Here is a 17,718-nt window from a genome sequence, read left to right on the forward strand (position 1 = left end):
GCATCCCTGGCCGGACTGGCGCCGCCTCGACGGCTTCCGGGGACGCGCGACCCCCGCGCCTGGAGTGGATCAGCGGACGTACGACGGGGTGAGATCCCTATCCGCCGGTGGGCGCAGGCGGCGGAGGGTGCCGTCGATGCTGGTGACGTAGAGGGACCAGCCGTCGCCGTCGCGGGCGAGGCGGGCCGAGGTGGGGCCGATGGGCGGGGGATCGGGGATCAGGTCCTGCGGGGTGGTCCAGCCGGTGGCCAGGGTGCACCAGGTGCCGGTGGCGGTGTCGAGCTGGTAGACGCTGCCCGCGTAGTCGCCGGTGACGAAGGCCAGGCCCGACGCGGTGAGGTCGAGATCGTCGAGGCCGGGCAGGAGGCCGTCGGAGAGCGTGGCGAGCACGGTCGGGCGGTCGGGGGCGTCGAGGGGGACGCGCAGGATCTGGGAGGTGGCGATGTCCTCGGTGAGCACGGCCCGGTGATCGGCGGTGAGGGCCAGGCCGTTGGGGCGCGGCACCGGGGACCAGCCGAGGGTGAATTCGCCGGTGGCGGGCCGGTACCGGCTGATCCCGACCGGTGGCCACGGCACCGAGAGCTGGGAGATCAGCAGATCGCCGTCGGGGAGCAGCAGGAGCCCGTTGGGCTGCACCAGATCCGGCAGCAGCACCGTGACCGTCCCCGTCGCCAGGTCCAGCTGGCTGAGGGTGCCGCCGCCGGACGGCGTGGACCCGTCCCCGGTGACGAAGTACAGGGTGTCGCCGTCCAGGCGCAGCCCGGCCGGATTGTCCAGCCCGGTCAGGAGGGTGGTCACCGTGCCGTGCGCGTCGACGTGCAGCAGTTCCCCGCGCACGATGCCGCTGAGATAGAACCCGCCCCGGCCGTCGGCCTCGAGATTCTCCAGGCCGCCCAGGTCACCGGCGACGACATCGACCTGCCAGCCCGCGGCGCAGCCGGGCGGACCCGCCTGCGCCGGGGCGGCGGGACCGAACCCGAGCACCGCCGCCACCACGAGTGCCGATGCCGCACAGGGGATTCCCCGGTTCCGTCCACGCATGGCGGCAGCCTACCGGGGGTCGGGCGCCGCCGCCGGATCCCGCTCGCCGAGCCAGGTGGTGAGCAGCGCGGGCGCGGCCGCGTCGGTGGCGAGCGCGGTCCGGTCGTCGGTGGTGAGCTCGACCGCGGCGAACTCGGCCTGCCAGTGCGCCCGCCGGTCGTCGTCGCCTGCCGACACCGCGAGCTCGGCCAGCGCGGCGTAGGCCCTGGCGCGGTCGGCGGCGCTCGCGGTGTTCGCGAAGCGGCGCAGGCCGGTCTCCAGCGCGCGGGTGGCGGCACGCTCGTCGTTCTTGAAATCCCGCAGGATCCGGGCATTGTCGAGCACCTTGCGCAGCCCCGTCAGCGCTGTGGACCCGCCGTACTCGAGCTCCATCGGCTCGTCCCGCTGGATGACGATGATCGTATTGCCGACCGGATCGACCAGGCTGAACCGCGACTGCCCCGGCCGGAACCGGGTGATCCGCGGATACCCCTTGGCAGGCACCCTGTTGTAGTGCGCACGCAGCGCAGCGGCGTACTCGGCGTGGCGGGCGGCGACATCGTCGACCATCAGCAGGGCGGCCGCCCGCTCGACCGGCAGCTCTACCCCCGGCGGTGGCGGGGTGAAATGCAGTGCGCACCCGTGCATCTCGACAGCGCCGTAGAGATAGGGCCGGGTCTGCTCGTAGGTGACGGTGAAGCCGAGCGCGCGATAGAAGACGAGAGTGGCGGCCAGATCGCCGCTCCACAGCAGGGGTACCGCAGTATCAGTGGTCACCGAGCCGACCCTACGAACGTTTTCCCGATCGCGCCCATGCCGATTCCGGCCGGGATCGACGAGCCCGCCGACGGTCCCGGCGCTAGGCTGCGAGCATGACCAATCGCCTGGGTGAGGCCGCCACCGCGAACTACGTCCTGCTCACCACCTTTCGCAAGGACGGCACGCCGGTGGCCACGCCGGTCTGGGCGGTCGCCCGCGCGGACAAGCTCTACGTCTGGACCGTCACCGACAGCTGGAAGGTCAAGCGGATCCGGCGCAATGCCGAGGTCACCGTGCAGGCCTGCAATGCCCGCGGCGGCGACGCCCACGGTGCCGTCGTCAGCGGGACCGCCCGCCTGCTCGACGGCACCGAGACCGAGCAGGTGCGCTCCTGGCTGCGCCGCAAGTACTGGCTGACCGGCCCGCTGGTGATCCTCGGCAGCAACCTGCGCCGCGGCAAGGACGGCACCATCGGTATCGAGATCACCCCCGCCTGAATTCCCCCGAACCCATATCCGGTACCGCTGGTATCGGATACTCTGGGCGCATGGCCGAGAAACGCAATCGCGCAGTCATCGTCGCGGGCGCGCGCACCCCGTTCGTGCGCGCGTTCACCGACTTCACCCGGCTCGACAGCATCGCGCTGGCCGGGGCGGCCGTGCGCGGGCTGCTCGACCGCAGCGGGATCGCGCCCGGGGAGATCCAGTCCATCGTGTGGGGCGGGGTGGTGCTGCCCAGTCACGCGCCCAATATCGCGCGCGAGGTGGCCCTGGACCTGAACCTGGACTTCGGCTGCGAGGGCTACACCGTCACCCGCGCCTGCGCCTCCGGTCTGCAGGCCGTCACCTCGGCGGCGGCCGCGATCGAGCGCGGCGAATACGACATCATGATCGCCGGGGGCAGCGATTCCACCAGCAATGCCGAGATCAAGCTGCCGCAGAAGGTGGTGCACGCGGTCGCGCCCGTCGCCCTGGGCAAACCCAAGGCCAAGGACTATCTCGACGTGGTCCGGCAGCTCGCGCCGTTCACCGACGTGCTGCCGCGTCAGCCCAAGATCGCCGAGCGCACCACCGGCGAGGTGATGGGCGAGTCGGCGGAGAAGATGGCCCGGATCAACGGCATCAGCCGCGCCGACCAGGACGCCTTCGCCGTCCGCTCGCACCACCGCGCGGCCGCGGCGATCGCGTCCGGCCGCTTCGCCGACGAGGTGGTGCCGCTGACCACCCCGGCGGGAACTCGCATCGAGACCGACGGTCTGGTCCGCGCGGGCACCAGCGTCGAGAAGCTGGCCGGTCTGCGCCCGGTGTTCGCCACCGACGGCACGGTCACCGCGGGCAATGCCAGCCCGCTCACCGACGGTGCCGCCGCGGTGCTGCTGATGAGCGAGGAGAAGGCGCGCGCCCTGGGCTTCACCCCGCTGGCCGCGTTCCGGTCGTGGAGTTTCGTCAGCGTGGACCCGGCCGACCAGGTCCTGCTCGGTCCGGCCATCTCCATGCCGCGCGCCCTGGACAAGGCGGGGCTGTCCCTGGCCGATATCGACCTCGTCGACATCCACGAGGCCTTCGCCGCGCAGACTCTGTCGGTGCTGCGCATGCTCGAGAGCTCCCGGTGGGCCAAGGAACGGCTGGACCGCGACGAGCCGGTCGGCTCGGTCGACATCGACAGGCTCAATGTGCACGGCGGGTCGATCTCGCTCGGTCACCCCTTCGGCGCGACCGGTGCGCGCATGGTCACCACCATGGCCAACGAGCTCGCGCGGACCGGCAAAGAGACGGCGCTGCTGGGGATCTGCGCCGCGGGCGGGATCGGTGCGTCGGCGGTGCTCGAGCGGGTCTGAGTACGGACGATGACGGTGCGCCCTGCCGTCCCGGCGGCCTCGGGGTGATCTGGCACGGGTAGCCGGTAAGGCCCGACGATCCGCGGCGGCGAGGGGCCTGCCGAACCGGGCGATCCCGGCTGCCGTGGTGCGTACTCGCGCCACGCCCCCGGCCCGTCGCCGGTATGGCAGCGGGCCGATAGCGGGTCTGAGCTAGCGCGCGGAGATGGCGTGATAGCGGCTGAGTTCGGCGGCCGCGTCGAGCATGTCGACGCCCTGGGCCGTGAGTTTGCGCTGCCAGCGATCCAGGGCGGTGGCGAGTGCCGCGGTGCTGCCCGCCGAGCGGACCTGCCGCACGATCTCGGCGATAGTGCCGAGGAGGTAGCCGCCGCGGCGGAGGAGATGGGCGAGTTCGGCATCGCGGAGGTCGGTGGGGCCGTAGCGGCGGTAGCCGGTGGCGGGATCGCGTGCGGGGGTGAGGATTCCGGCGTCTTCCCAGGCGCGCAGGGTCGCGGGGGTCACCTGGAGGCGGTGCGCGAGTTCGCCGATGGTTCTGGTGCCGGTTGGGAGCTCGGGGGCGCCGTCGGGTGCGGCGGTGAGGTGGCCGACGGCGCGGCGGACGGCGGCGAGTGTTTCGCGGTCGTGGAGTAGCTGGGTGTGGCCGCGATCGATGAGCGTCAGCGCTTTGTCGAGGTCGTCGCCGTGCAGGGCGAGCATGATCGCGCCCGCGGTCGCGTGCCCGAACGCGGCGATCAGGGCGAGGTAGGCGCGCAGGGCTGCGGCGTGCGCCTCGGTGTAGATCCGGTAGCCGGTGGGGGTGCGCTCGGCCGTGGGCAGGAAGCCCGATTCCTCGTAGTTGCGGACCGCTTGGGTCGAGATGCCGTGCTCGCGGGCGAGGTCGGCGGGTCGTAGGTTTCTCACTGGTTGGAGACTTTACCCGGCTCGATCAGGGATATTCATGGCAAAGTCTCTACCGTTCTTTCAACGATACGATCGAGACACATGAGCCAGGAAATCACCACCTTCGTCCCGTCCTCGTGTGCCGTGCTGGCGCTGGGGGAGCCCGCCCATCGCGAACCCGGCTTCGCCCTGCTCCGCAACGAGCTGGTGCCCCGGCTGGTCGAGCGCGGTTTCCGCTCGATCGCCCTCGAAACCGACCGGGTCGCCGCCCTCGCCGTGAACGACTACGTGTGCGGCGGACCCGGCACCCTCGACGAGGTGCTGCGCTCGGGCCTGTCGCACGGCTTCGGCGAAACGACGGCCAACCGCGAGCTGATCGCGTGGCTGCGCGCCCACAATGCCCAGCGGCCCGCCGCCGACCACGTCACCTGCCACGGTTTCGACGCCCCCATGGAGACGATGAGCGCCCCCAGCCCGCGCCGCCACCTCGAATTCGTCCGCGACTACCTGGATCTGGACCTCGACATCGCCGAGCTGCTCGGCCCCGACGACCGCTGGAGCCGCACCGAAGCCGTCCTGGACCCGGCCGCCTCCCCGGGCGCGACCCCCGAAGCCGACCGGCTGCGCGTCCTGGCCGACGACCTGCTCGTCACCCTGCACACCCGGGCCCCCGAACGCATCGCCACCACCTCCTACCCCGAATGGCGCAGGGCCGCACTCCATCTCACGGCCGCCCTGGGACTGTTGCGCTACCACCGGGCCGCTGCACAGCCCCTCGACCCCGCCGCCCGCTGGTCACACCTGTCGGCCACCCGCGACGCCCTCATGGCCCAGAACCTCCTCGACCTCCGCACCGACGAAGCCCGCCGCGGCCCGACCCTGGTCTACGCGCACAACCTGCACCTGCGCCGCAACGCGAGCACCATGCGGATGGGCCCGATGGACCTCACCTGGGCCGGTGCGGGCGAAATCCTCGGCGCGCTGCTGGGCGAGGAGTACACGGTGATCCTCGGCAGCCTCGGCCGCAGCGATACCCTCGGCCTGGCCGACTCCGCGCCGGGCACGTACGAGAGTGCCCTCCAGGACAGCGTCGAGACCTGGGGACTCACCCCGGCCTCGGCCCTGGCCGCAGCCGGGACTCGCACGGACATCACGCCCGACCAGGGCTACTTCCCCCTCGATCCGGATACCGTCGCCGGATCGGACGCCATCCTCCACCTGAACACTGGTCACCCGAACCCCGACGAAGGCTACGAGCGTTATATCGATCGCGCGCGTCGCGAGGCCATCCGCTGACGCGCCAAGGCTGCCCGATGACGGTCGGCACACCACGCCGCGCGCGTCACGCCTGACAGCGGCCCGCACGGGACAACGTCAGTCCGGCTGCCGGTAGCCATGCCCATGCCCTGCCCGTGCCGGTGCCCATGCCCTGCCCGTGCCCTGCCGGTGCCGGTGCCGGTGCCCGTGCGCGTGCGCGTGCGGGTGCCCGTGCCCGTGCGCGTGCCGGTGCCGGTGCCGGTGCCGGTGTCAGTGTCCGCGTCGGCATCGCCTCCGCATCCCGATGTCATCACCGTCGAGCGGCTACACAGCGAGCGTCCGGCCTCGCGCCACGACGACCCGCCGGTGTGGTGGTGGGTGGTCCGGCGCGGGGCCGAGTTCACCAGGCGACCAGCTCCTCGAGGTATTCGGCCACCCCGTCCTCGTCATTGCTCGCCAGCACCCGATCGGCCAGGGCCAGTACCTCCGGACGGGCGTTGGCGGGGGCCAGGGCGGTGCCCGCCCAGGTCAGCATGGCGATGTCGTTGGTGGCGTCACCGGCGGCGGCGACCTCGACCAGGTCGATGCCGTCGAGGGCGCACAGCCGGGCCAGTGCGCTGGCCTTCGACACGCCCGCCGCCGCCATCTCCATGTACGGCGCGCCGGAATGTGTGAGCTCCACCCCGCCGACACCCGCGGCGGCCGTGGCGCGGTACAGCTCGGCACCGGTGACCTCCGGATGCCGGGCCACGATCTTCACCATCGGCTCGGTGCGGGTCGGCAGAACATCCGAGACCGCCATCTCCTGCGGGTCGCGATGGTGATCGGCGAAGGTGCACAGGGCCGCGTAGGCGGGTTCGGCGACGAACTGGGTCGCGCCGACCGTCGCGAACACCACACCGGGAATCAAGGTGCGGATGCGGGTCATCGCGGCCACCGCGGACTCGGCGTCGATCGAGACGGTGTCGATGATCTCGGGCGCACCGGTGGCGAGATCGAGCAGCACGGCACCGTTGGCGCACACCACCTTTCCGCGGAATCCGCACGACAGCGCGAATTCGTGCACGGAGTGCCGCGCCCGCGCCGTCGCCCACACGACCTCGATCCCGGCCCGCTGCGCCGCGGCCATGGCGGCGGCGGTGCGCGGCGAGATACTGCGATCGGAGCGCAGCAGGGTGCCGTCGAGGTCGGTGGCGAACAGCCGGATGCGAGTCACCCGACCATGCTGTCACGGCCCGCTGGAGCCCCGGTGGAGCCGGTGACTCAGGTGGCCTGGCTCACCGAGGACATGTGGAAGTCCGGGATCCGCAGCGGCGGCATGGCGGCGCGGCTGAACCAGTCCTTCCACTCCCGGGGCAGGGTGAGCTGGGTGGCGCCCGCCTCCGAGACCCGGCGCAGCAGATCCAGGGGGCTCTCGTTGAAGCGGAAGTTGTTCACCGCCCCGGTGACCGCACCGTTCTCGACCAGGTACACGCCGTCCCGGGTGAGCCCGGTCAGCAGCAGCGTCGCCGGGTCGACCTCGCGGATGTACCACAGGCAGGTGAGCAGCAGGCCGCGTTCGGTGCGGGCGATCATGTCGTCCAGTGACGCGTCGCTGCCGCCGGTGAGCAGCAGGTTCTCGCCGGGAACCGTGGCGGGAGCGTCGAATTCGGCGGCGGTGGCCCGCGGATACACCAGCGACTCGATCACCCCGGAGCCGATCCAGTCCACCCGCTGCGCGGACAACCCGTTGTCGAACACCGACAGCGACTCCGACGACGACGGCGTCGCCACGAACGGCCGGTACTCCAGACCGTTCGCACCGGGATCGGAGAACAACGTCAGCGGGATATCGGTGAGCCGCTCGCCGATCCGGGTGCCCCCGGCCCGGGCGAAGGCGGTGTGCCCTTCGTGCGCGCCACGGCCCTCCATCGACCAGGCCAGATAGATCATCAGATCGGCCACCGCCGAGGGCGGCAGCAAGGTCTCGTAGCGCCCGGCGGGCAGCTCCACCCGGCGCCCCGCCCAGTCCAGGCGGCGCGAGAGCTCGGCGAGCAGGCCGGGAGTGTCGACATCGGTGAAATCGGCGGTGCCGACCCCCACCCACGCGCTCGCCAGATCCGCGCCCGCGCCGCGCTTTCCATTGATCTCCACCGAGCCGGTCGGCTGGCGGAACCGGCGGCGGACGCCGGTGGAGGTACCCAGCCAGGTGGTGTGCACCTGATGGTGGGCGAAACCGTAGAGCCGGTCGGTGCCGTCGAACCCGGTCGACAGATCGCGGGCCAGCGCGGTGAACACGTCGATCTCGGTGGCGCCGGGCGCATGATCCCAGGTGGCGGTGTCGTCGTCGGTGGGCTCGAGCAGCGGCATGGCGTCGCGGGACGGCGTCGCCGCGCGGGCCGCCTCCTCGCTCGCGCGCACCACCGCCTCGATCTCGTCCGGATCCACACTGGTGGAGCTGATGCTGCCCACCCGCGCGGAGTTCGGGCCGTCGCGCAGCACGGAGATCACCGCCCAGTCCCGGGAGACCGAGGAACCGTTGGTGGTCATCGAATTGCCCGCCCAGCGCAGCGAGGCCTCGTGCGCGTCGGTGACGATCACGATCGCCTCGTCGGCCTTCGACGCCGCCAGCGCCCGCTCGACCACGGCGCCCGCCGGGAACACACCCGCTCCGGTCACTGTCCGCCCTCCGTCCGGGTGTTGAGAATACTGACCCCGCGCACCAGCACCGACGGGCAGCCGTGACTGACCGCCGCTACCTGCCCCGGCTGCGCTTTACCGCAGTTGAACGCCCCGCCGAGCTGCCAGGTGCCCGGCCCGCCCACCGCCTCCATCGACCCCCAGAAATCGGTGGTCGTGGCCTGGTAGGCGACATCGCGCAGCTGACCGGCCAGCTCCCCGTGACGGATCCGGAAGAACCGCTGCCCGGTGAACTGGAAGTTGTAGCGCTGCATATCGATCGACCACGACTTGTCGCCGACGATATAGATCCCGTCCTCGACCCGGGAGATGAGTTCGGCGGTGGTGGTGTCGCGCACCGGATCGGGCTGCAGCGACACATTCGCCATCCGCTGGATCGGCACGTGGTGCGGGGAGTCGGCGTAGGAGCAGCCGTTGGACCGCTCCAGACCGAGCCGCGGAGCGAAGACCCGGTCGAGCTGATAACCGACCAGGACCCCGTCGCGCACCAGATCCCAGCGCTGCCCGGCCACGCCCTCGTCGTCCCAGCCGACCGTGGCCAGCCCGTTGACCTGGGTGCGATCCCCGGTGACCTGCATGATCGGTGTCCCGTACCGCAAGGTGCCCAGCTGGTCGGGAGTGGCGAAAGACGTGCCCGCGTAGGCGGACTCGTAGCCGATGGCGCGATCGTATTCGGTGGCGTGACCGATGGATTCGTGGATCGTGAGCCACAGGTTCGTCGGATCGATCACCAGATCGGTGGGACCCGCGACGACACTGGGCGCCTTCACCTTCTCGGCCAGCCACTCCGGGATCCGCGCGAGTTCGCCCGTCCAGTCCCAGGTTCCGTCGGCCCCGGTGACGTACTCCCAGCCGCGGCCCGCGGGCGCGGCGAGGGTGCGCATGGTCTCGAACACCCCGGCCGCCGAATCCACGGTGACCGCTTCCAGTTGCGGATGCAGGCGCACCCGCTGCTGGGTGATCGAGGAGCCCGCGGTGTCGGCGTAGAAGCTCTGCTCCTTGACCTGCAGCACCGAGGCCGTCACATGGTCGACCCCGTCGGCGCTCGACAGCCGCTCCGAATAGTCCTGCAGCAACGCCACTTTCTCGGCCGTCGGCACCGCGAACGGGTCCAGGTCGTAGGCCGACACCCAGGACACGTCGGCGTAGCGCGGTTCGTCGGCGAGTTCGACACGTTCCCGATTCAGCGCGCGCAGCGTGCGCGCCACGGTGACCGCGCGCCGCGCCACCTCGGCGGCGGTCTCGGGGGTGAGCGCGGCGTGCGAGGCGAAACCCCAGGTGCCCTCGACGATCACGCGCACCGCCAGCCCCACCTCGGTCGCGTCGGTGACCGCCTCGACCCGGCCGTCGCGCAGCCGGATCGATTGCGTCACCAGACGTTGCACGCGCAGATCCGCGTGGTCGGCGCCGGCCGCGCGCGCGGCCGAGAGCGCCGCCTCGGCGAGGGTGCCGAGCCCGAGCGCGCGGAACTCCTCGTCCACATCCCTGGAAGTCGTGGTATCGCTCACCGGACCTACGCTAGCCGCTGCCACCGACACACGGGCGCCGTGCGCGCCAACGTGTCCGCTGCCAGTGCGGATTTCGCGTCGCCGAGCGCGAAAAACCGGGCCAGGCAAGCCCCGCCGCGGACGCGCGGGGGTCACGCTCCTCCCGCCGGGAACAGCGCCGATGACGTAGGGTGCCCGCGTGCCGCCTTCCGCCCTGCGTGATCGAAAAAGGGAACGAACCCGCCGTGCGATTCTGCTTGCCGCGGTCGACTTGTTCGAGGCGGGCGGCTATGAGGAGACCACGGTCGCCGACATCGCGGCCGAGGCCGAGGTCGGCACCCGCACCTTCTTCAACTACTTCGCCAGCAAGGAAGAACTGCTCTTCCCGGAACCCGACGACCGGGTCCGCGCGGCGGTGGCCGCCATCGCCACCCGGCGCCCGGGCGAGCGGCCGGTAGAGGTCCTGCTGCGCGCGCTGCGGGCCGCGGGCGACAACCCCGGCGAACACCGCGCGGGCGATCTGAGCTCACGCATCGCCGCCCTGCGCGCCCAGGTCTCGCGCACGGTGCCGTCGGTGAGCGGGCGCGCCGCGCACGCCCAGCTGATCGCCCAGCGCGAGATCGCCCGTCAGCTGCACGCCGCCTTCCCGCACGAGCTCGACGAGATCGGCGCCGCCGCCTTGGTCGGCGCGGTCGTCGGCGCGGTGTCGGGCGCGCTGACGGTGCTGTTCCAGCAGCCCAGCATCGAGGACGGTGAACACCTGCACCGCAAGATCCACGAGACCACCTCGCGGGTGCTGCAACCCTGGCTGACCGCCGCGGCGCCGGTCGAACCGGTCCGCTAACCGAACTGCTGCCAGCCCAGCCGCACCACCATCACCACCACCACGACCAGCAGCACGATCCGCACGAACCCCGCGCCCCGGGCCAGCGCCATCCGCGACCCCACCAGCGCCCCGGCCACATTCGCCACCGCCATCCCGGCGCCCAGCCCCCACAGGATGTGCCCGGTCGCGCCGAGGAACACCAGCGCGCCCACATTCGACCCGCAGTTGATCACCTTCGCCATCGCCGCCGCCCGCACGAACTCGGTGCCCAGCAGGGTCGCGAAGGTGATGATCAGGAAGGTGCCGGTGCCCGGCCCGAGCAGGCCGTCGTAGAGGCCGATCAGGCCCGCGGCCAGCGCGACCACCAGGATCACCCGGCGCCGGGTCGGCGGATGGGTGGCCATCGTCATGCCGACCGAGGGCCGCAGGGTCACGAACACCGCCACACCCACCAGCACCACCATGACCAACGGGATGAACAGGTCGCGGTCGATCAGCGAGACCGCCGCGGCACCGCAGGCGGCGGTGATCGCGGCGATCACCGCACCGGGGACCAGGACCTTCCACTGCATCGGCACCCGGCGGGCGAAGGTGACCACCGCCGTCGCGGTGCCCGAGAGCGCGGCCAGTTTGTTCGTGCCCAGCGCGGTCTGCGGGGCGATGCCGGGCATCACCAGGAACAGCGTCGGCAGGATGATCAGCCCGCCGCCACCGACCACCGCGTCCACCCAGCCCGCCGCGGCCGCCGCCACCAGCAGGACCGTCCAGTCTCCCAGTTGCACCCGACCAGGCAATCAAGATCACGCGCGAAAAGCCAGCTCGGGCCTAGGCTGGGCCGGTGCGCCGGTTCAGCTTGTGGCTCCGCGACCGACCCGTCGTCGCCGATCTCCACCTCGCGATCTTCCTCATGGTGCTCGATGCCCTCGGCGTGGCCGACGAGCCGCATCCGGCCGTCTACCTGGCCTTCTCCGCCGTCCTGCCGCTGCCGCTGATCCTGCGCCGGGTCTACCCGCGGGCCATGGCGGCCTCGATCTTCGTGCTGTCGATCCTGTGCACGCTGGTCACCGCCGCGATCGGCGGCGACACCACCGGGCACGTCGCGCTGATCGGGCTCGGGGTGATGCTCTACACCCTGGTCGCCTACGTCGGCAGGCGCGACGGGCTGATCTACCTGGTCTGCCTCGCGACCGACCTCGGGTTGTCGCTGTGGTTGCTGCGCGAACCCGAGGGCGGCGACATCGCGCTGGTCGGGGTGATCTACGCGCTGTGCTGGACGCTCGCGGAGTTCAACGGCGCCCGCCACGCCTACGACGCCGAGGTCGCCGCCCGGCTGGCCGTGGCCGACTACGACAAGGAACGTCGCGCCCACGAGGCCGTCGCCGCCGAACGCACCCGCATCGCCCGCGAACTCCACGATGTCGTCGCGCACGCGGTGAGCGTGATCATCGTGCAGGCCGACGGCGCCAAGTACGCCCTGCGCCAGGACCCCGAGGTGGCCGAACGCGCGCTGGCCACCATCGCCGGGACCGGCCGCGACGCCCTGCGCGAACTGCGCCGCACGGTCGCCCTGCTGCGCACCGAGCACGCCCCGGAACTGCTCCCGCAGCACGGCAGCGCGGGCATCGCCAAGCTGGTCGAGATGATGCGCGAGGCCGGGCTGGCCGTCGACCTGGAACTGGCGGGCGAACTCGACGACATCGCGCCCGAAGTCAGCCTGGGCGTGCACCGGATCGTGCAGGAATCACTCACCAACACCCTGCGGCACGCCGAGGCCAGCCCCAAGGCCGTGGTGCGGGTGCATCGCCACGACGACGAGGTGGTGGTCGAGGTCACCGACAGCGGCGGGGTACCGGTGCGGCCGAGCACGGCGCCCGGCGGCGGGATGGGCCTGGTCGGCATGCGCGAGCGGGTCGCGGTGCTCGGCGGCACCCTCTCGGCGGGCAGGCTCGACGACGGGCGCTGGCGGGTCCGCGCCGGTCTGCCACTGCGGACCGACCAGGACTGACCGGGCCGTTGGGGCAGGGCTCGGCCGTTAGGGTAGGGAAATGCCGATCAGCGTGCTCGTGGTGGACGATCAGGAACTCATGCGGATGGGCCTGAAGATGGTGCTGGGCGCCCACCCAGACATCGAGGTGATCGGGGAGGCGGCCAACGGCGACGAAGCGGTACGCCGCGCGGGGGAGCTGCGCCCGGACGTGGTGCTCATGGACGTGCGCATGCCGGTCGTCGACGGCGTCACCGCCACCGGCCGGATCGTCGCCGCGGGCGACGGCGTCCGGGTGCTCGTCATGACCACCTTCGACCTCGACGAACACGCCCTGGGCGCGCTGCGCGCCGGAGCCAGCGGATTCCTGCTGAAGGACACCCCGCCCGAGGACCTGATCTCGGCGATCCGCAGCGTGGCCGCCGGGGACGCGGTCGTCTCGCCCAAGGTCACCAAGCGCCTGCTCGACCGCCTCGTCGCCGACGACCCCGCCGGTCTGCGCGACCCCGGCGTGCTCGACGTGCTCACCGCCCGCGAACGCGAGGTGCTCGAGCAGATCGCGGCCGGGCGGTCCAATGCCGAGATCGCCGCCGCGCTGTTCCTGTCCGAGGCCACGGTCAAGACCCATGTGGGCCGGGTACTGACCAAACTCGGGCTGCGTGACCGGGTGCAGGCGGTGGTGCTGGCCTACGAGACGGGCCTGGTCCGGCCGGGTGGCTGAGCGGGCCGGGAGAAAAATCGGCCGCTCGTGCGTTGTAGGGGGAGATCGTCCGAAAGGATCGCCATGACCGCCCTGCTGTTCGTGCTCTACCTCGTCGTCGAGATCGCCGCCCTGATCGGTCTCGCCCAGCTGATCGGTGTCGGTTGGGCGCTGCTCGTGCTGGTGGCCGTGTCCGGCGTGGGTCTGCTGCTGCTGGGTGCCCAGGGCAGGCGGGTCTTCGAGCGGTTCCGCCGCGCCGCGCGCGGGGAGGTCACCGCGGAGAGCGCGGTCGCCGACGGGCTGCTCGTCGCCACCGGTTCGGTGCTGCTGTTCGTGCCCGGCCTGGTCACCGGTCTGGTCGGGTTGCTCGCGCTGTTCCCGCCCACCCGCGCGCTGCTGCGCCCGGTCCTGGAGAAGCTCGGCACCCGCCGCTTCGGGCCGCTGCCGTCCTTCGCGCCCTCGCGGTACCGGGGCATGGTCGTCGACGCCGACAGCGGTGATGTGGTCGACGGCGTGGTCGTCGGGCAGTGGTACGACGACGGACACACCAGCGGCCCAAGGGCACTCGGCTCCGCCTGATCCCGGCGATGCCGCCTTCGGGCGCGGGAGGGTCTACAGTGTCCGGATGGCCACCGAGCAGATCACCATCACGGTGAGCGAGCAACTGGCCGACGCGGTGCGCAAAGCGAGCACCGCCGCCGGACAGTCCCTGTCGGATTTCACCGTCGCCGCCTGGCGACTGGAACTCATCGCCGCCGAGGCGGGCGGGCACACCCCCGCCGGGTTGCGCCAGGGCGACGTCCACGCCCTGCTGTCCCTGCCGACCTGACGAATCGCCGATACGGCAGACTGGGTGACCGTGAGTACCCAGTTGCTGATCGGCGGTCGTTTCTACAGTTCCAGCTCCCCGGACGCGACCGCCATGGCGGTCACCGACGGCACCGTGGTCTGGCTCGGCGCCGAAGCGCCCGGCCGCGCCCTGCACCCCGACGCGGAGATCGTCGACCTCGGCGGCGCCTTCGTGGCGCCCGCCTTCGTCGACCCGCACGTGCACGTGACCGCGCTCGGCCTGCAGCTGACCGGACTCGACCTCGGCGCCACGGCCTCGCTGGCCGACCTGCTCGCCGCCGTGCGGACCCACGCCCAGGCGCACCCCGACGGCGTGCTCATCGGCGAGGGCTGGGACGACACCACCTGGCCGGAGGGCAGGCCACCCACCGTCGCCGAACTCGACGACGCGGCGGGCCCCGGCAGACTGGTCTATCTCGCGCGGGTCGACGCGCACTCGGCGGTCGCCTCCTCGGCGCTGCTGGACGCGGCCGGACCGCTCGGTGAGGGCTTCACCCGCGGCGAGCCCGTCCGCGCCGACGCGCACCATCGCGTGCGTGCCGTCGCGCTCGCCGAACTGGGTCGCGCCCAGCGTGATTCGGCTCGCGCCGCCGCCCTGGACGCGGCCGCCGCGCACGGCATCGTCGCGGTGCACGAATGCGCCGGACCCGACATCTCCGGCCGCGACGACGTGCGCGAACTGCTCGCCTTCGACCACGGCGTGCAGGTGCGCGCCTACTGGGGCGAGGCCGTGCGCACCGTCGAGGAAGCCCGCGCGCTGGTCGCCGACCTCGGCGTGCACGCCCTCGGTGGCGACCTGTTCGTCGACGGCTCGCTCGGCTCGCACACCGCCCTGCTGCGCGAGAACTACGCCGACGCGGCGGGCTGCGGCAAGAGCTTCCTCGATGCCGACGCCGTCACCGCGCACCTGCTGGCCTGCACCGAGGCCGGGATCCAGGCGGGCTTCCACGCCATCGGCGACGCCGCCCTGGACACCGTGGTCGCCGGATTCGCCCGCGTCGCCGCCGAACTCGGCGGACCGGCGGTCGCCGCGCGCGGGCACCGGGTCGAGCACGCCGAGATGATCGACGCGGCCGGGATCGCGCAGCTCGCCGCCGTCGGCGCGATCGCGTCGGTCCAACCGGCCTTCGACGCCACCTGGGGCGGACCGGACGGCATGTACGCCACCCGCCTCGGCGCCGAACGCGCCGCGGGCCTGAATCCCTTCGCCGCCATGGCCGCCGCGGGCATCTCCCTCGCCATCGGGTCGGACGCTCCCGTCACAGTGATGAATCCCTGGGAGCAGATCCGCGCCGCCGCGCACCACCGCACCCCGGGACACGGACTCTCACCACGTGCCGCGTTCGCCGCCGCCACCCGTGGGGCCTGGCGCGCCGGTGGCGTCCGCGACGGCGTGGCGGGCACCCTCACGCCCGGCGCGCCCGCCTCCTACGCGGTCTGGGACGCCGGTGACCTCGTCGTCGCCGCGGCCGCCGACACCGTCCAGCGCTGGTCCACCGACCCGCGCTCCCGCGTGCCCGGCCTGCCCTCGCTCGAGCCCGGCGCCCCCCTGCCCACCTGCCTGCGCACGGTCCACCACGGCACCACGATCTACTCCGCCTGACCGGCCGACCTCGCGAATCACGGAGCCCCACACCATGATCGACCCCGCCACCGGCCACCGTCGCGACCCCGCGCCGGGTACACCGGGCGAGCCCGACAGCGAAGCGGCCGACGCGGTGCGCTCGGACGCCCGGTCCACCGCACCGGCGGACGGCCGATGGGGTCAGGCGCTGCTGCTCCGCATGCTCGCCGCCGTGCTGGGTGGGCTGCTGCTGTACGGCAGCTTCCCGCCGCGGCCGTGGTGGTTCCTGGCGCCGGTCGCCGTCGCCCTGCTCACCCTGGCGGTGCGCGGGCCCGGGAAGCCGCGTGGTGGCTTCGGGTACGGAATGCTCGGCGGACTGGCGTTCTTCCTGCCGCTGCTGCCGTGGACCGGCATCTATGTGGGACCGGTGCCGTGGCTGGCGCTGTCCACAGCCTGTGCGGTGTTCTTCGGGCTGTGGGGGGTGCTGGCGCGGTGGCTGAGCGCGCTGCCCGGCTGGCCGGTCTGGCTCGCGCTGGCCTGGACCACCGCCGAATGGGCCAGATCGAACTTTCCGTTCGGCGGATTCCCGTGGGGGCGCATCGCTTTCGGCCAGGCCGACGGTTGGTACCTGCCGCTGGCCGCCTACGGTGGCGCACCCCTGATCGGCTTCGCCGTCGCCTTGACCGGCACCGGGCTGGCCGCGCTGGCCCTGCGTGTACGGGCCTGGCTGCGCACCCCGGCGCCGCGCACCGCCGACCGCGCGGTACGCCGCGGATTCGCCACGGCGCTGGTGGCCGTGTCCGTCATGCCGCTCGCCGGAGCGATCCTCCGGCCGACGCTGCCCGCCCCGGACGCGGGCCACCGGTCGATCACGGTGGCGGCCATCCAGGGCAGTGTGCCGCGCCTGGGCCTGGACTTCAACGCCCAGCGCCGCGCTGTCCTCGACAATCACGTCCGCCGCACCGAGGAACTCGCCGACGACGTCGCCGAGGGCCGCGCCCCGCGCCCCGACGTCGTGATCTGGCCGGAGAACTCCTCCGATATCGACCCGCTGCGCAATGCCGACGCCGCCGCCCTGATCACCCGCGCATCGACCAGGATCGGCGCGCCGATCCTGGTGGGCTCGGTCCTGGTGAACGGCGACCGCACCACCACCAACTCGGTGATCGTCTGGAACGGTGCCGACGGACCGGGGGAGCGGCACGACAAGAAGATCATCCAGCCCTTCGGCGAATACCTGCCGATGCGAGGTTTCTTCCGTTTGTTCTCTTCCTATGCCGACCGCGCCGGATATTTCGTTCCGGGAACAGGTGACGGAACGGTCACGGCCGCCGGGATTCCGATCGGCGTGGCGACCTGCTACGAAGTCGCCTTCGATCGGGCATTTCGGGAATCTCTGGCATCGGGCGCGCAACTGCTGACAGTGCCGACCAACAACGCCACCTTCGGCGAGAGCGAAATGACCTACCAGCAACTGGCGATGTCGCGGGTACGCGCGGTGGAACACGGCCGGGCCCTGGTGGTCGCGGCGACCACCGGCGTCAGCGCGATCATCACCGCCGACGGCGCGCTCGCCCAGCAGAGCGCGCAGGTGGTCCCGGCCGCTCTGGTGGCGAGCCTACCGTTGCGCGACACGTCGACAATCGCTTCGCGAATCGGCCCAGCCCCGGAACTGGTGTCCGTTATCCTGTGCGCGATCGGCGTCGGGCTGGTGTTTTTCCGGCGCCGCCGAGTGAATCCGACGCAGGATGCGCGGAGTTCGGACAATTCTGAATAAGCGGTTTGTTTCAACCCGGGGGAAGCGGGCGAAAGTCGCCGCTGTAGGGGTGTAATCCATTGAGCTCGAAATAAATCCACCTCGGTAGCCATCCGGCTGC

Annotated in this window: 17 protein-coding genes; 10 read left to right on the forward strand and 7 right to left on the reverse strand. The window is 72.0% G+C overall.

Annotated features, from left to right (window positions below):
• Positions 1-69 precede the first annotated feature (69 nt).
• Positions 70-1,041: a hypothetical protein gene (locus tag WA675_RS17190; protein WP_336085574.1), complete on the reverse strand. Its 972-nt coding sequence runs from the start codon at positions 1,039-1,041 to the stop codon at positions 70-72.
• A gap of 9 nt (positions 1,042-1,050) precedes the next feature.
• Entirely contained in the window at positions 1,051-1,797 is a 747-nt protein-coding gene (locus WA675_RS17195) for a glyoxalase (RefSeq protein WP_336085575.1), read from the reverse strand.
• Positions 1,798-1,892: 95 nt separating this feature from the next.
• Between WA675_RS17195 and WA675_RS17200 the strand changes: the two genes are divergently transcribed.
• Together WA675_RS17200 and WA675_RS17205 are read left to right on the forward strand one after the other, a co-directional pair.
• Positions 1,893-2,276, forward strand: coding sequence for a PPOX class F420-dependent oxidoreductase (locus WA675_RS17200; RefSeq protein WP_336085576.1), 384 nt, complete (start codon positions 1,893-1,895; stop codon positions 2,274-2,276).
• A gap of 50 nt (positions 2,277-2,326) precedes the next feature.
• Positions 2,327-3,616 (forward strand): acetyl-CoA C-acyltransferase, encoded by a 1,290-nt coding sequence (locus tag WA675_RS17205; RefSeq protein ID WP_336085577.1) that lies wholly within the window; start codon positions 2,327-2,329, stop codon positions 3,614-3,616.
• A 192-nt stretch (positions 3,617-3,808) separates the two neighbouring features.
• Here WA675_RS17205 and WA675_RS17210 read toward each other — a convergent pair whose 3' ends face one another.
• Positions 3,809-4,516: a TioE family transcriptional regulator gene (locus tag WA675_RS17210; protein ID WP_336085578.1), complete on the reverse strand. Its 708-nt coding sequence runs from the start codon at positions 4,514-4,516 to the stop codon at positions 3,809-3,811.
• Positions 4,517-4,597: 81 nt separating this feature from the next.
• Here WA675_RS17210 and WA675_RS17215 point away from each other — a divergent pair, with 81 nt between their 5' ends.
• A complete protein-coding gene (locus WA675_RS17215; protein ID WP_336085579.1) occupies positions 4,598-5,791 on the forward strand; it encodes an erythromycin esterase family protein in 1,194 nt (397 codons plus the stop codon).
• Between the two features lie 361 nt (positions 5,792-6,152).
• On the opposite strand, the gene WA675_RS17220 is transcribed toward WA675_RS17215, so the two are convergent.
• From WA675_RS17220 to WA675_RS17230, 3 genes are read right to left on the reverse strand one after another with little or no spacing between them, the layout of a single operon-like run.
• Positions 6,153-6,968, reverse strand: a complete 816-nt coding sequence (locus WA675_RS17220) for an HAD family hydrolase (protein WP_336085580.1) — start codon at positions 6,966-6,968, stop codon at positions 6,153-6,155.
• Positions 6,969-7,015: 47 nt separating this feature from the next.
• Complete coding sequence (locus WA675_RS17225; RefSeq protein ID WP_442945646.1) at positions 7,016-8,410, reverse strand: metallopeptidase TldD-related protein; 1,395 nt, start codon at positions 8,408-8,410, stop codon at positions 7,016-7,018.
• A complete protein-coding gene (locus WA675_RS17230) occupies positions 8,407-9,939 on the reverse strand; it encodes a TldD/PmbA family protein (RefSeq protein ID WP_336085581.1) in 1,533 nt (510 codons plus the stop codon). Before WA675_RS17230 ends, WA675_RS17225 begins: the two co-directional genes overlap by 4 nt.
• Positions 9,940-10,117: 178 nt before the next feature.
• Between WA675_RS17230 and WA675_RS17235 the strand changes: the two genes are divergently transcribed.
• Entirely contained in the window at positions 10,118-10,762 is a 645-nt protein-coding gene (locus tag WA675_RS17235) for a TetR/AcrR family transcriptional regulator (protein ID WP_336085582.1), read from the forward strand.
• Here WA675_RS17235 and WA675_RS17240 read toward each other — a convergent pair.
• Positions 10,759-11,526 (reverse strand): TSUP family transporter, encoded by a 768-nt coding sequence (locus WA675_RS17240; RefSeq protein ID WP_336085584.1) that lies wholly within the window; start codon positions 11,524-11,526, stop codon positions 10,759-10,761. The genes WA675_RS17235 and WA675_RS17240 overlap by 4 nt on opposite strands.
• Positions 11,527-11,582: 56 nt before the next feature.
• Between WA675_RS17240 and WA675_RS17245 the strand changes: the two genes are divergently transcribed.
• The 6 genes from WA675_RS17245 to lnt all read left to right on the forward strand — a co-directional run bounded on the left by WA675_RS17245 (position 11,583) and on the right by lnt (position 17,618).
• The gene (locus tag WA675_RS17245; protein ID WP_336085585.1) at positions 11,583-12,749 is read left to right on the forward strand and encodes a sensor histidine kinase; all 1,167 of its coding nucleotides are present in this window, start codon (positions 11,583-11,585) and stop codon (positions 12,747-12,749) included.
• A gap of 40 nt (positions 12,750-12,789) precedes the next feature.
• Complete coding sequence (locus tag WA675_RS17250; RefSeq protein ID WP_336085586.1) at positions 12,790-13,449, forward strand: response regulator transcription factor; 660 nt, start codon at positions 12,790-12,792, stop codon at positions 13,447-13,449.
• Between the two features lie 63 nt (positions 13,450-13,512).
• A complete protein-coding gene (locus tag WA675_RS17255; RefSeq protein ID WP_336085587.1) occupies positions 13,513-14,007 on the forward strand; it encodes an FxsA family protein in 495 nt (164 codons plus the stop codon).
• A 46-nt stretch (positions 14,008-14,053) separates the two neighbouring features.
• Positions 14,054-14,257 carry a hypothetical protein gene (locus WA675_RS17260; RefSeq protein ID WP_336085588.1) on the forward strand — a complete coding sequence of 68 codons (204 nt, stop codon included), beginning with the start codon at positions 14,054-14,056 and terminating at the stop codon, positions 14,255-14,257.
• A 30-nt stretch (positions 14,258-14,287) separates the two neighbouring features.
• Positions 14,288-15,880, forward strand: a complete 1,593-nt coding sequence (locus tag WA675_RS17265; RefSeq protein ID WP_336085589.1) for an amidohydrolase — start codon at positions 14,288-14,290, stop codon at positions 15,878-15,880.
• A 181-nt stretch (positions 15,881-16,061) separates the two neighbouring features.
• Entirely contained in the window at positions 16,062-17,618 is a 1,557-nt protein-coding gene (gene lnt / locus WA675_RS17270) for an apolipoprotein N-acyltransferase (RefSeq protein ID WP_336085694.1), read from the forward strand.
• Positions 17,619-17,718 lie beyond the last annotated feature (100 nt).

Source organism: Nocardia sp. SSK8 (assembly GCF_037034205.1).
GTDB lineage: Bacteria > Actinomycetota > Actinomycetes > Mycobacteriales > Mycobacteriaceae > Nocardia.